Below are 13924 nucleotides of genomic sequence, written 5' to 3'. Positions count from 1 at the left end.
GTATTCCCGAAGGGCGACCGAAGGATCTCCCATAAAACCGTGTTTTCTGAGATTCTTCGGCCTTCGGCCTCAGAATGACCTTTTTAGCGTTATTATTTTTAATTTCGGTTAAGGTGTGCACTTTTAATTCGTAGATAACAGTGTTAGGTCAAGAAGCAGTGTTTACTGCCGGTTTTTTCTCGGTCAGTTTTACGCTGACCAACTTGGATACTCCGGACTCCTCCATTGTCACGCCATACATCACATCAGCCATGCTGATGGTCTTTTTGTTATGGGTAATGATGATAAACTGGGAGGTTTTGACAAAATCATTCAGGACCCTGGTAAACCTGGTTATATTGGATTCGTCCAACGGCCCGTCAATTTCATCAAGCACACAAAAGGGAGAGGGTTTAACTTTGAATATGGCAAACAGCAAGGCCACTGCGGTAAGCGCCTTTTCTCCTCCGGAAAGCAACGATATGTTCTGCAATTTCTTGCCCGGGGGCCTGGCAATTATCTCTATCCCGCTTTCTAAGGTATTATTCTGGTCAAGCAAAACCAATTGAGCGTTTCCACCTTCAAACAGCAATTTGAAAAAATCTTTAAACGCGTCCTGTATCTTTTCAAAAGATTCCATAAACAGCTTACGGGTAGTCCTGTTTATCTTCCCAATAGCCGAATGCAGGGAATCCTTCGCATTTTCCAGATCCTGTCTCTGACTGGTCAAAAAGGAAAACCTGTCCTTTAGCTCCTCGTGCTCCTCGATCGCTACCAGGTTGACCGGGCCGACAGCCTCGACTTTGGCCTTTAATTCTAAAACTTCGTTTTTTAACCTGTCCCAATCGGTAACACCGCTTATATCTGCCTTGTATTCCTCTAACTTAACCTTATAATCCCGGCTGATCCTGTCGGTTATGGTATCGCCTTTATAAGAGATCTCAGCCATCGAAAGGTTGAAATTATGAATTTTATTTTTAATCTCTTCGGCAATGCTTTCTTTTTCCTCAAAAAGCTCTTTTTTGGCGCTTGTCTTGTTTTTTAAATCCTGACTGCGCAATTTTAGATCAGCTGTTGTCTCTTCTGCTTTAACCTTCTCAACCGACAATTCCCGGATAGAATTCTTCAGTTTTTTCATCTCGGCTTCTAATTCATCCTTCCTGCATTTGCCGGTTTCTATCTGATTCCTTTTCAGCTCAAGAGCCTGATTCTGGTCCCCAAAGCTTGTTTTCAGCATCTGCAGGGTATTTAAAAAATCCTTTTCCCTTTCAACAAAAACAGAAACCTCTGCCCTGAGCTCAGCTATTTCAATTATGGCTTTTTCCCTCTCCTTTTCCCTGAAAGTTATAGCCTCCTGTGAAGAAAACACTACGTTATGGGTATGGCTGTCCTTTTCTTTGATCTTATCTTCGCTGTTTTTTAAGGTTTGTTCCTTCTGTTTCAGTCCTTCGATCTCGAAGGTTATTTCTTCGATCTCCAGGCCCAGCAGGGATAATTCCCCGGCAAACTTTTTTTCCGCAGACAGCAAATTCGCCTTATTGCTGTTGACATTTGTCTGCGCTAATTCTTCGTTATGCAGAGATTTTCTAACTGCGGCGCCTATTTTCTGTAATTCTTCCTGCTGGATATGTTTTTGCCTGAGCTTTTCTGAATTATCGGCAATGACGCCGGCCAAGCTCTTGATTTCCTCTCCAAGCTCATCATACTGCAGCTGACGGGAAAGAATACCTTTTTCTTCATCCGGGAAGCCGACAGTCATCAGTTTATCCTCAACGACCGTTTCCCCGTTTAAGGTGATCAAATTACAGCCCTTTAAAACAGGATTTTTACCAAGGGACAGGGCCTGCCGGAATGTTCCGACAATCAGAACATCCTTCAATAAATAGGAAATAATTCCCTTAAGCGAAGAGTCTGTCTTGACAAAATCCACTGCCCTTCCGAGCACGCCTTCAATATCGCCCGTTTCTTTCAGGCTGTTTGCCGGCTCAGATATCAAGATATCCTTGATCAAAAAAGTTACCCGGCCGTTTCTTTTTTTGCTTAAATGCGAAACAGCACTTTCAATATCGCTCAGCGAATCGATAATAATAGCGCTGAGGTAATCTTTTAAAGCTGTCTCTATGGCCGCATGGTAGCCCTTTTCAACCGTAATTAGATCACTGACTACCCCGATCATCCCGCTTAATCCGGAAAGGTCTTTGCTCTGGCTTGTTTTTAACTCTTCCAAAAACTCTTTTTTTGACGATTTCAACGCAAGCCGGCTTTTTTCGTTATTCAACTCATCTGCTATTTGCGCAATTTGCCCTTCAAGCAGTTGTAAACGGCCGGTGTTTATCTCCAGCTCTCTATGCAGGCCTGCTGTTTTAACCTGGTAATTTTGCTCATCGGCCGAAAGGATCAAGACTTGTCCTTCTAAACCGGCCTTCTCTTTTTGCACATTATTCTGCTCTAACTTCAGCCTCCTCTGCCTGGCGCCGGCATTCTGTAAATTGACCGTGATCTTGGCTAATTCATTCCTGGATCTTGTCAGACAGGCCGCTACGTCCATTAACTGGTTTCTGGAGCTGGTAACCTTTTCCCGGTTGGCTTTGATCTGCTTGTCTATCTCGGCCAGGCCGTTTTCCTTTTTTGAAAGCAGTTCCTGCCTGCCGGATCTTCTGCCGCTAAAAGCTTTTATTTCTCTATCCTGCCGGCTGATCTGCGTATTTAACTGATCTATTTTTTCGATAATGGTTTCTATTTCCTGCGTTAACAGACCCTCCTGCGAGTCTATTTCAACAGACCTTTCCCTGTCCAGGGCTATTTGGTGCTGATTTTTATCAATGGAGCTGTCAATAAGCATTGACTTTTGCCGGACTCTTAAAAGATCTGCTTCTGTATTTCCCAGCTGGCGTTCTAATTCGGCCAGCTCGGTACGCATCAAATCAATTTCTTTTATTACTAAGTCTTTTTGTCCGGACTGCAGGGAAATCTCCTTCTCCGACACCGCCTTCTGGTTTTTGATCCGGCTGTATTCATAAACAGCTAATTTTAATTCCAGTTCCTTTAAGTTTTCAAATAATCCCTGATAACGCTGAGCCTTTTTGGCCTGACGCTCGATAGACCCTATCTGACGTTTGACCTCTGTTATGATATCGCTTACCCGCAAAAGATTACTTTCTGTCTGCTCTAACTTCCGTAATGCCTCTTTTTTTCTGGACTTATACTTGGTTATTCCGGCTGCTTCGTCAAAAATGTATCTTCTTTCTTCCGGCTTGGAGCTGATAATCAAATCTATTTTACCCTGGGCCATCATCGAATAAGCAGTGGTCCCGATACCTGTTCCCATAAAAAGTTCGACTATATCCTTTAACCGGCAGGGGATTTTATTAAGAAGGTAAATGCTTTCTCCTGAGCGGAACACCCGCCGGGAAACAGTGACTTCTTCATAATTCACCGGAAGGAGTTTGGGTGAATTAGACAGGGTAAGGGAAACCTCGGCCAGGCCCACCGAGGACCTTGAGTCGGTCCCGTTAAATATAATATCCTGCATCTCGAGCCCTCTTAATTCCCTGGGACGCTGTTCTCCGAGGACCCATTTAATGGCATCGGCTATGTTGCTTTTTCCGCATCCGTTCGGGCCGACAATAGCGGTTACCCCGGGTTCAAAGTTGAGGACCGTCCTGTTGGCAAATGATTTAAAACCGAATATTTCTAATCTTTTAAAATGCATGTAAGTTTCCTTTTACCCTGAGCTATGGGCTTTGAGCTATGGGCTTTGAGCTTAAATGCAAAGTTCACGGCTCATAGCTCATAGCCCACAGCTACTTAAGTACTTCTTTAAATCTTTTAATAAGCAATGGAACTACTTCGAACAGATCCCCGACAATGCCGTAAGTGGCTGTCTTGAATATCGGCGCATGGGGATCTCTATTAATAGCTATAATTATATCAGATGATTGCATTCCAATCAAATGCTGAATAGCGCCGGAAATCCCGCAGGCAATATATACCTTCGGACAAACCGTTTTACCTGTTTGGCCGACCTGATGCGAATAAGGGATCCAGCCGCTGTCCACTGCCGCCCGGGACGCGCCGAGGGCTCCACCCAGGGTAAGAGCTAACTGCTCAAGCAAACTGAAATTTTCAGGGCCCTTTATCCCCCTGCCTCCGGAAACAATAACGTTCGCCTCGGCAAGGTTGACTGTTTTTTCAACCTCTTCAACCTGTTTTAAAAGTTCTGTCCTTGACCTTAAAGACGCTTCGCTGGCTTCAACCTCTATCACCTCTCCGCTAAGCCCTTTATTTAACTCAGATTCTTTCATTACCTTATGGCGCACGGTTGCCATCTGGGGCCTGTGATTTGGCGAAATTATAGTTGCCATGATATTTCCGCCAAAAGCAGGCCTGGTCTGGAGAAGTATTTTTTTCTCCTCATCGATTTCCAGCCCGGTGCAGTCAGCGGTCAGGCCGGCCCGGACATTGACCGCTACCCGGGGAATTAACGAGCGGCCGATGGAACTAGCTCCGGCCAGCACTATCTCCGGTTTATGTTTTTGAATGAGGCCGGTCAGTATATCGGTGTAAGGATCGGGCCGGTAATCTGTCAATTCCGGAGAAGAAACCAGGTAAACCTTATCCGCCCCCCGCCAGATGAGTTCATTGGCTTTATCCCTGATGTTATCTCCCAGCAACACACCGCAGAGCCCGGTGCTTAACGTATCGGCTAATTTCCTTCCTTCTCCCAGCAATTCATAAGATACAGACTGGATTGCTCCTTTTTTCTGTTCGCAAAATACCCAGACCCCGCTGTAATCTTTAGGATCTGTTTTTATTTTTTCCGGCTTCTCCAGCAGTATTGCCCCGAACTTACAAGCCCTTACACATTCACCGCAATATGTGCAGTTATCTTTGATTACCGGCAGTTTATTGATAAGCTCGACGGCGTTATACGGGCAGACCCGGACACAGAGCCCGCAGCCGGTACATTTTTCTTTGATTATTTTTATCATAGACTTAACCTGTCTACATTTTGCAAAGTTTCACAACAATGCCTTTAATTTTTTCTCCAAATCCTTTCTATCCACAATAAAAAGGACGGCTACGTTTTTACCGTCTATATGATAAACAATCCGGAAGTTTCCGGCTCTCAAACGATACAGGGGAATTTTAATACCCTTAAATTTCTTGATAATACTGCCCCTGGGAAACGGAGCTGTTTTTAGATGTTTCGCTGCCTGCAGGATATTAAGCCGTATTTCAGCATCAAGCCCATTGAGATCCTTTCGAGCAACTTTGGTAAAGACAACTTTAAATTCTTCCAACGTCTTTCTCTGCCTTTTCAATGAGCTTGTCAATATCTACGGTTTCTCCGGACAAATACTCCTGGTAAGCTTTTTTAAGTTTCTTTTTGAATTCAGGGTGATTAAGAAGAATATAATCCTCCAGTTCGTCCCCGGAAATGTGATGTATGACCACACAGGGTTTCCCTCTTAAAGTGACAATCACATCCCCATTATTTTCAGTATAATGAAGCACGGCTGAAGTTTTATTTTTTAACTCTCTTACATTAACGAATTTCATGTTAACTTCCCTCCTTTCGTAGCTACATTTGTAGCTACTTTAAGTATATCCTATAAAGAGGAGGTTGTCAAGAGCAATTCAAAACTCCCGAAGAATGACAAACACTGAAAGCAGTCTGGATCCTGCGGTCAAGCCGCAGGATGGCAAATAAAAACATCTTTCTTTAAAACCTCAACCAGCTTATCCACCGCCTCGTGAATCTCACCGCTGAAAATCTCGCCGGCCTCCCGGGACGGAGGGGTAAAAATCCTGACCACCTGGGTGGGAGATCCTTCAAGTCCGATCCTGTCAGGCTCAACCGGGAGATCTTTGCTTGACCATTTGATTATTTCCGCTTTTTTCGCCCTGAGCATGCCTTTTAAAGATGAGATCCGGGGCTCATTTATTTCTTTGACCACGGTCAGCAAACAGGGTAAAGGAGATTTAATAATTTCAAAACCGTGTTCGGTCATCCGCTCGGCGCGGATAAAATCTTTATTGATCTCTTCTATTTTTTTGACATAGGTTATCTGGGGAATATTGAGGTGGACTGAGATACCCGGGCCTACCTGGGCAGTATCTCCGTCTGAGGCCTGTTTGCCGCAGATTATCAGATTAAAATCGCCCAATTTTTTAATCGCCCGGGCCAGGGTATAACTGGTTGCCAGGGTATCTGCCCCGGCAAATGCCCTGTCTGATAAAAGAATTCCTTTGTCAGAACCTAAACCAATAGCTTCCCGCAGGGCAGATTCTGCCTGAGGAGGACCCATGGTTAAAACGGTTACCTCTCCTCCCGCGCGTTCCTTCAACCGCAAGGCCTCTTCAATAGCATACATATCAAAGGGGTTGATAATGCTTTTAACCCCTTCTCTGATGAGGGTATTTGTCCCGGGGTCTATTCTTACATCTGTTGTTTCGGGAACTTGTTTGATGCAAACGATTATATTCATGTTTTGGGCTTTGGGCTTTGAGCTTTGGGCTGTGAGCTTTGGGCTTTGGACTGTGAGCTTTGGGCTTTGGGCTGTGATCTGTGGGTTTTGAGTTCATAACCCACAGCTTAGCTTATCTTTTTACAGCTTCTTTAATCAGGTGTGACGCGATGATGTTTCTCTGAATCTGGTTAGTGCCTTCGTAAATCTGGGTGATCTTGGCATCGCGCATATACTTTTCTATCGGATAATCCTTCATATAGCCATAACCGCCGAATATCTGGACGCAGTCAACAGCAACCTTCATTGCCACATCAGAGGCGAATAGTTTTGACATGGCTGAATCCATGGAAATCTTTTTTACGCCGGCATCTATTTCCCGGGCTGCGGCATAAGTCAATGCCCGGGCTGCTTCGATTTGGGTAGCCATATCCGCCAGCATAAACTGAATACCCTGAAAAGAGCTGATCGACTTGCCGAACTGCCGTCTTTCCCGGGCGTATTCAACGGTCAGGTCAAGCACTCCCTGGGCAATCCCCACTGCCTGGGCAGCTATGCCCGGCCGGGATTTATCAAACGTCTGAAGCGCGATCACAAAACCCGTTCCTTCCCTGCCCAGCAGGTTTTGCCTGCTGACCTTGCAGTCGGTAAAAGACAATTCCCGGGTAGCCGAGGACCTGATTCCTAATTTTTTCTCTTTTTTTCCAAACTCAAACCCCGGAGTGCCTTTTTCTACTATAAAAGCGCTGCTGCCGCGCGGCCCCTTAGCTTTATCAGTCACTGCAAAGACCACGTAAATCTCTGCCTCTCCCCCGTTGGTTATCCACTGCTTTGTCCCGTTTATTATATAATCATCGCCGTCCTTTTGGGCTGTAGTCCGGATAGCAGCAGCATCTGAACCCGCGCCCGGCTCAGTCAACGCAAAGGCGGCTAATTTTTTTCCGCCGGCCAGGTCAGGCAAAAATCTTTCCTTTTGTTCGTCTGTCCCAAAAAGGGTGATCGGATAGGCGCCCAGCGCACTGCCGGCATAACTAACCGCTATTCCTCCGCAGGCCCGCGATAATTCTTCAGTGGCTAAAGCAAGTTCCAATACTCCTCCGCCCATGCCTTCATACTTTTCTTCAATGAATATCCTGAATAAGTCACTCTGGGCCAGAACCTTCATTATCTCCCAGGGAAACTCCTCTTTTTCATCAAGCTCGGCAGCCACCGGCCTTATCTTTTCCTCAGCGATCTTTTTACAGATATCCTTGATCATCTTCTGTTCTTCAGTTAAAAAATATTCCATTTCTTCCTCCAGGAGTTTGAGCTTTCAATCTTCATTTCCGGATTCTGCGGTCAAGCCGCAGAATGACGATTAATCCTGTGTCTCCGGCCCGCCAATTATTATTTTAAAACCTTTATCACTAAAGAAATTTATTGACCCCGCCTGCTTTTTTAACTCCCCTAACGCCTCTGTATCATAGATAAGTTCGCCGACAGCCCGAATCTTTTCTAAAAACGTGAGTTTATTTAAAGGAACAAGAGCCTGAATAGCCCGATAACTTCTCGAAGTTTGTATCGTCTGTTTAAAATTACGCTCAAAGGGCGCGCCCAGCGGAATGATTTCAATTAATATAAAAAGCACGGCGAGAATAACCGCTCCCCGGACAAATCCTAAAAATGCCCCCCCGGCCTGGTTAAAAACAGAAAATTTTGATTCCTTCCGCTCTTTTTTCCGGGCTAATCCGGTAAGGAAATACCTGACAATCGTTAATAATACAAGCGCGGAAATAAAAATAAACAAACTGAAAAGGATGTTTCCCGCCCGGTGATAATAAAACCAGGACAGGCCCAGGCTCAGGCCTAAAACCAAAAAATCAAGCGCAAATCCGCTCAGGCCCCTGCGAAAACCTATAATAATATTATATAAAACTATTATCAAAATAACAACATCTACCAGCCAGCTTAAGATCTCCATTCCTACAAGCCTTCTCCTGTTTTTTCTATTTTTTCGCCAAAAACAATAGCCTGATATATTTCGATCCTGACATCTTTATAATTGGTCCTCCAGTAATCGGAAGGCGCGCCCTGCTTACTGCAGAGATGTGACAAAAACATTTCCTTATCCGGAATTTGTTCCCAGACCTGAGGCAGGTAAGTCGAAGCTCCGTACCGGGTATATATGACTACGCCGTCTTTGCCCGGCCTTAATTTCCCGAGCAGGTCTTCGGGTGTCTCAAAGCTTAATTCTTCCGGCGGGGTAAGAACGCTTATTTCGATCCTGACTTTTTTAAGTTCATCGCAGGCCAGGCAGGGAAACCGCGGGTCCCGGACAGCAGCTGCTACGGCTCTATCCATAACATTCTTATAGAGTTCTGTCCTGGCCCCAAATAACCCCATACAGCCTCTTAATCCGCCTTGCTTTTTAGTCAGGGTAACAAAACAGGCTCTTTTCTCCCTTAAATCCTCCGGCACCTCTTTTTTTTCGATCTTGAGCATAGCGCCGTCTTTTAAATAAGAAGAAATCGTTCGTCTTGCTAAATCGAGCAGATATTGTTTTTCTTTTGCTGTGTATTTTTCATTCATCGCCGTAATGGTAACGATAACCGATTTTTCAGGGTCGAGATACCGGTTAGCAGTCCTGGTAATATTTTCAGCCGTTATTTTCCCGATCCTTTCGGGATAATGCTTGTAGTTATTATAACCTAATCCGTACAATTCATCAAGCCCCGAAGAAAATGCCAGGGCAGCGTTGGATTGAAGGTTGATAATCCAGCTTCCGATCAATGCGTTTTTAGCGCGCTTAAGTTCACCGGCGCCTACCGGTTCAGTCCTTAATAATTCGATCTGGCTGATCAGGAGATCCCTTACCCTGCCTATTTCTTTAGGTTCGCTTGCTGAGTGAAGAACATAATAACCGGGATCTAATCCCATCACGTGGTAAGAACCGACTACATAACTAAGCCCAAGGTCCTCTCTGATTACCCTGAACAACCTGCCGTCCTGGCCGGAAAGCACAGCGGTAATGACCTCAAAAACATACCTGTCGTTATCGGCTATCGCTATTGTATGGAAGCCGGCCAGGACAGTTGCCTCTGACTTATCCATATACTTTTCGATTCTTTCCTGCCTTGTCCGAGTTTTTTCGGCAGGAATGCTGATTTCATCTGCCGGTTTTCTTTTTAAACCTTTAGATTTTTTAGTTAATATGCGTTCGGTCTCTTCCGGATCGATATCTCCGAATACCGCGATAACCATATTGCCGGCCAAGACATAACGGTCATAAAATTCCAATAGATCCTCCCGCCCGATATTGGATAATGACTCTCTTGTGCCGGTAACTTCAAATTGATAGGGATGAGTTTTGAATAAGCCGGATTTAAGCGCCTGCCGGGCAGTATCAAAGCTGTCTTCTTTTTTTTCTTCTATCCGGGCCGTCATTTCTTCTCTTACCTTTTCTATCGCCGGCTGATCGAATGCCGAATTAATGAACGCATCCATTAAAACGTCTATTGCGGTTTCTAAATCCCCGCTTAGGACATCAAGCGAAACACCGAAGCTGTTATTGCCGCTATAAGAAGATACCTTTGCGCCGATCGAGGCCAGTTCTTCGAATATGTCTTCGCTTGATCTTTTCTTTGTGCCCTTAAGGAGCATTTTAGCGGTAAAAAGCGAAATACCGTTGCTGGCTTGCTCTTCAAGCCTTACCCCTCCTTTTATCACCGCCCTTATCGAAACAGCGGGAGTGGCATGATTTTCCTTCAGTAAAACCGTCAGGCCGTTATTAAGGATTATTTTTTTGATCGGCAAATCTACTGTCTTTTCCTGCCCGTTCATTTTTGACGGCTCTTTTGTCCCGGGCACAAGCATTGCCTGAGTCAGGTTATTGGGTTTAAAATACTTAAGCGTCGACCTTTTAATATCATCTAAGGTGACCGAGTTTATTCCGTCAATGTATCTTTTTGAAAAATTAAAATCTCCGGTTAAGGCCTGGTTGACCGCCAATTGCCCGGCCTGCGCTTCAGCGGTCTGCAGGCTGAAGATATAATCGGCTAAAACCATCTTTCTGGCTTTGTCAAGCTCTTGATCGTTTATACCGCCTTTTTTGATTTCAGCTAATTCCTCTTCGACGGCTGTGACTGCCTCAGGGATTTTTTCCCGGTCAAGCAAAACCTTTATTCCGAATATACCCGGGTCCCGGGGGGTGTAACTGAACGCGCTGATCGAATGCACTATTTGTTCCTTCTCTTTCAACCGGGTATATAACCTTGAGCTCCTGCCTTCTCCTAAAATAATCGCCGCAACATCCATCGCGTAAAGGTCAGGTGAGTTAAGCTCCGGGCCGTGAAAGCCGATAAGTAAATGCGCCAGGCCCTGGTCTCTACCCTCGACAATTTCTCTTTTGCTCATTTGCACAGGTTCGCAAACAACAGCGTAGGGCATGATTCTGCCTCTTTGCAGATATTTAAACGCCTTTTTTACCTTTAAAAGAACCTGTTCAGCCTCTATGCCGCCGACAACCGATAAAATGATATTATTAGGGACATACATCTGCCGGTAATATTCTAAGATATCGTCTCTGGTCAGCTTAAGAAATAACTCTTGATATCCGATTACCGGCATACGGTAAGGGTGTTCTCTAAACGCGGTAGACCAAAGGAGTTTTGAGAGATAGCGGTCATTGTCATCATTACCCCGCCGCATCTCATTTAAAATCACATTTCTTTCTTTTTCCATTTCCCGGGAGTCAAAAGAGGCATTTGCCAATACGTCGCTCAAGATATCCAGCGCCCGGCCCAAATGTTCGGCAGGCAGGGTTATTTCGTAACGGGTATAGTCAAGGGTCGTGTAAGCGCTTATTTTCCCCCTGCTCTGTTTAATCTGGCGGGCTATCTCGCCCACCCCTCTTTTAGCGGTTCCCTTAAACAGCAGGTGTTCTATAAAATGAGAGATGCCCGAACCGCTAAACCTGCCTTCTGTCGCGCTGCCCGCTTTAACCACACAGACTACCGATACGACAGGATGAACAGGAACCGGCTTGATAATAACGGTCAGTCCGTTGTCTAAGATATAACGGGAAGCTTGATTATCTGAGAATCCCCGGGAAGGTATGAATACGGTTAGAATTATCAGAAAGGCTGTTAATAAACGCATTGCGCATTACTCGTTAAATTCCTTAACAACCAGGACTGCATTATGCCCTCCGAAACCAAAAGAATTTGACATAACTGCCTTAACTTCGGTTTCTCTGGCTGTATTCGGAACATAATCAAGGTCGCAATCCGGATCCTGGTTTTCATAATTTATAGTAGGGCTGATAATATTATCCCTGATTGACAGACAGCAAACGATAAACTCTACTGCCCCGGCCGCGCCCAATAAATGGCCGGTCATCGACTTAGTAGAGCTGATCGGAATCTTTCGGCTAAACTCGCCAAAGACCTTTTTTACTGCCAGGGTCTCTACTTTGTCATTAAGAAACGTGGAAGTCCCGTGGGCATTAATATAGGAAATATCGCGGGGCTTAAGTTTTGCGTCCCGAAGCGCTTCGTTCATTGCCCGGCTTCCACCTTCGCCTGTCGGTTCAGGAGCAGTCATATGATAAGCATCGGAGCTCATTCCATAGCCGCTAAGTTCTGCATAGATCGGAGCGTTGCGGCCTTTGGCATGCTCCAGGCTTTCCAATATTACCATCCCGGCACCCTCGGCTATTATGAACCCGTCACGGTCTTTATCAAAAGGACGACTTGCTTTTGCCGGCTGGTCATTTCTGGTAGATAAAGCCTTCATTGCGCAAAAAGCACCCAGACCGATGGTGGTGATACAACTTTCACTGCCCCCGGCAAGCATCACCTCGGCATCGCCGCGTTGAACAACCTTAAAAGCACTGCCGATGGCATGAGTCCCCGAAGCACAGGCAGTAACTATTGAAAAATTCGGGCCTTTAAGCCCAAAAGAAATAGCCACCTCGCCGGAAGCCATATTAACAATGAGCATTGGAATAGTAAAAGGCGATATCTTGGAAGGCCCCTTTGCTAAGAATCTGTTGTGTTGTTTTTCGATGGTGTATAAAGAGCCGATACCCGAACCGATCAAAACTCCTATTTTACAGCGGTCTTCCTTGGCAAGTTCAAGAGAAGAATCCTCTATTGCCATCCTGGCAGATGAAACAGCAAACTGCACAAACCTGGCCATTCTTTTTGCTTTTTTAGGGGAAATATATTCGGAAGGGTCGAAATTTTTAACTTCGCCGGCCATCTTAGAATCAAAAGGAGCAGGGTCTAATTGAGTAATGCGGCCAATCCCGTTGCTTCCTTTGCGGATATTACCCCAGAACTGCTCTTTTTTATTCCCAACAGGTGAAATTACACCCAGGCCTGTGATAACAACTCTTTGCTCGGGCATAGTTACTTATTTATTTTTTCTTCTATATATTTAACAGCCTGCCCGACCGTGGTTATCTTCTCAGCATCCTCGTCGGGTATCTCGATTCCAAATTCCTCTTCTAAGGCCATTACTAACTCGACCGTATCCAGGGAATCAGCACCTAAGTCGTCAATAAAAGAAGAATTGATGTTAACCTCTTCGGACTTAACGCCTAATTGCTCAACAATGATCGCTTTTACTTTTTCATCAACAGCCATAGATATTCTCCTTTCTTACATTACCATTCCGCCGTCTACCCGGATTACCTGGCCGGTTAAATAAGCTGAATACCCGCTTGCCAAAAACAACGCTAAGTTGGCTACATCGGTAGAACTGCCAAACCTGGCTAATGGAATTTGAGCAAGCATTTTACCTTTTACATCCTCAGACAGCTTTGCGGTCATATCTGTCTGGATGAAGCCCGGGGCTATAGCGTTTATATTAATTCCCCGGCCGGCTACCTCCCGGGCTATTGACTTCGTAAAGCCGATTATGCCCGCCTTGGAAGCAGCGTAATTTGCCTGACCGGCATTACCGATAAGGCCGATGATCGAAGCTATATTAATAACCTTACCGCTTCTTTGTTTTACCATTAACCTTGAGATGATTTTGGTGCAGTTAAATGTGCCTTTCAGGTTAACGGCCATCACCTTATCCCAGTCAGATTCTGACATCCGCAGGAGCAAATTATCCCTGGTGACGCCGGCATTGTTGATTAGTATATCAATCTTTTTAAATTTGTCAAGCGCTTTTTTGGCCATATTATCCACTTCTGAAAGATTAGAAACATCACAGCTTATTCCCAGAGATTTTTTACCTGAAGACTCTATTTGAGCGGTTGTTTCGGCTAGATCGTCTGCGTTTAAATCACAAATAACAATGTCTGCCCCGGCTTTAGCAAAAACTATGGCAATTTCTCTGCCGATGCCCCGGCCTCCGCCGGTAATCAAGGCTACTTTATCGTTTAACAACATATTATTTTCCTCCTGGATATTAACAATTTAACAGTTTATCAGTTTGGCAATTTAACAGTTTAACAGTTTATCAGTTTGGCAGTTTAACAGTTT

General features: G+C 45.0%; 11 protein-coding genes. All 11 read right to left on the bottom strand.

Annotation, left to right across the window (positions count from 1 at the left end; all coding sequences use genetic code 11):
* Positions 1-148: 148 nt before the first annotated feature.
* The 11 genes from smc to fabG all read right to left on the bottom strand — a co-directional run bounded on the left by smc (position 149) and on the right by fabG (position 13828).
* Positions 149-3691, bottom strand: coding sequence for a chromosome segregation protein SMC (gene smc / locus U9Q08_01750; GenBank protein ID MEA3328453.1), 3543 nt, complete (start codon positions 3689-3691; stop codon positions 149-151).
* A gap of 91 nt (positions 3692-3782) precedes the next feature.
* Positions 3783-4970 carry an electron transfer flavoprotein subunit alpha gene (locus U9Q08_01745; GenBank protein MEA3328452.1) on the bottom strand — a complete coding sequence of 396 codons (1188 nt, stop codon included), beginning with the start codon at positions 4968-4970 and terminating at the stop codon, positions 3783-3785.
* A 30-nt stretch (positions 4971-5000) separates the two neighbouring features.
* Positions 5001-5303 (bottom strand): type II toxin-antitoxin system RelE/ParE family toxin, encoded by a 303-nt coding sequence (locus tag U9Q08_01740; GenBank protein MEA3328451.1) that lies wholly within the window; start codon positions 5301-5303, stop codon positions 5001-5003.
* The gene (locus U9Q08_01735; protein MEA3328450.1) at positions 5269-5541 is read right to left on the bottom strand and encodes a type II toxin-antitoxin system prevent-host-death family antitoxin; all 273 of its coding nucleotides are present in this window, start codon (positions 5539-5541) and stop codon (positions 5269-5271) included. Before U9Q08_01735 ends, U9Q08_01740 begins: the two co-directional genes overlap by 35 nt.
* Before the next feature lie 128 nt (positions 5542-5669).
* Entirely contained in the window at positions 5670-6470 is an 801-nt protein-coding gene (locus U9Q08_01730; GenBank protein MEA3328449.1) for an electron transfer flavoprotein subunit beta/FixA family protein, read from the bottom strand.
* Positions 6471-6582: 112 nt separating this feature from the next.
* Positions 6583-7737 (bottom strand): acyl-CoA dehydrogenase family protein, encoded by a 1155-nt coding sequence (locus U9Q08_01725; protein MEA3328448.1) that lies wholly within the window; start codon positions 7735-7737, stop codon positions 6583-6585.
* 69 nt (positions 7738-7806) lie between these two features.
* On the bottom strand, positions 7807-8409 hold the full coding sequence (locus U9Q08_01720) for a CvpA family protein (GenBank protein MEA3328447.1): 603 nt from the start codon (positions 8407-8409) through the stop codon (positions 7807-7809).
* Between the two features lie 2 nt (positions 8410-8411).
* Positions 8412-11585, bottom strand: a complete 3174-nt coding sequence (gene amrA, locus U9Q08_01715) for an AmmeMemoRadiSam system protein A (protein ID MEA3328446.1) — start codon at positions 11583-11585, stop codon at positions 8412-8414.
* Between the two features lie 6 nt (positions 11586-11591).
* Positions 11592-12836: a beta-ketoacyl-ACP synthase II gene (gene fabF, locus U9Q08_01710; protein MEA3328445.1), complete on the bottom strand. Its 1245-nt coding sequence runs from the start codon at positions 12834-12836 to the stop codon at positions 11592-11594.
* 2 nt (positions 12837-12838) lie between these two features.
* Positions 12839-13075 carry an acyl carrier protein gene (acpP, locus tag U9Q08_01705; protein ID MEA3328444.1) on the bottom strand — a complete coding sequence of 79 codons (237 nt, stop codon included), beginning with the start codon at positions 13073-13075 and terminating at the stop codon, positions 12839-12841.
* 15 nt (positions 13076-13090) lie between these two features.
* Positions 13091-13828 carry a 3-oxoacyl-[acyl-carrier-protein] reductase gene (gene fabG, locus U9Q08_01700; GenBank protein ID MEA3328443.1) on the bottom strand — a complete coding sequence of 246 codons (738 nt, stop codon included), beginning with the start codon at positions 13826-13828 and terminating at the stop codon, positions 13091-13093.
* Positions 13829-13924: the final 96 nt, after the last annotated feature.

The sequence above is a fragment of the Candidatus Omnitrophota bacterium genome (genome assembly GCA_034717435.1).
In the GTDB taxonomy this organism is placed as follows: domain Bacteria; phylum Omnitrophota; class JAUWXU01; order JAUWXU01; family JAUWXU01; genus JAYELI01.
Note: the sequence above shows the minus strand (reverse complement) of the source record. Positions and strands in the feature narration are given on the sequence as shown.

Coding starts and splice junctions, on each gene's coding strand:
- smc (MEA3328453.1), bottom strand. CDS start 3,691: ATGCATTTTAAAAGATTAGAAATATTCGGTTTTAAATCATTTGCCAAC.
- U9Q08_01745 (MEA3328452.1), bottom strand. CDS start 4,970: ATGATAAAAATAATCAAAGAAAAATGTACCGGCTGCGGGCTCTGTGTC.
- U9Q08_01735 (MEA3328450.1), bottom strand. CDS start 5,541: ATGAAATTCGTTAATGTAAGAGAGTTAAAAAATAAAACTTCAGCCGTG.
- U9Q08_01730 (MEA3328449.1), bottom strand. CDS start 6,470: ATGAATATAATCGTTTGCATCAAACAAGTTCCCGAAACAACAGATGTA.
- U9Q08_01725 (MEA3328448.1), bottom strand. CDS start 7,737: ATGGAATATTTTTTAACTGAAGAACAGAAGATGATCAAGGATATCTGT.
- U9Q08_01720 (MEA3328447.1), bottom strand. CDS start 8,409: ATGGAGATCTTAAGCTGGCTGGTAGATGTTGTTATTTTGATAATAGTT.
- amrA (MEA3328446.1), bottom strand. CDS start 11,585: ATGCGTTTATTAACAGCCTTTCTGATAATTCTAACCGTATTCATACCT.
- fabF (MEA3328445.1), bottom strand. CDS start 12,836: ATGCCCGAGCAAAGAGTTGTTATCACAGGCCTGGGTGTAATTTCACCT.
- acpP (MEA3328444.1), bottom strand. CDS start 13,075: ATGGCTGTTGATGAAAAAGTAAAAGCGATCATTGTTGAGCAATTAGGC.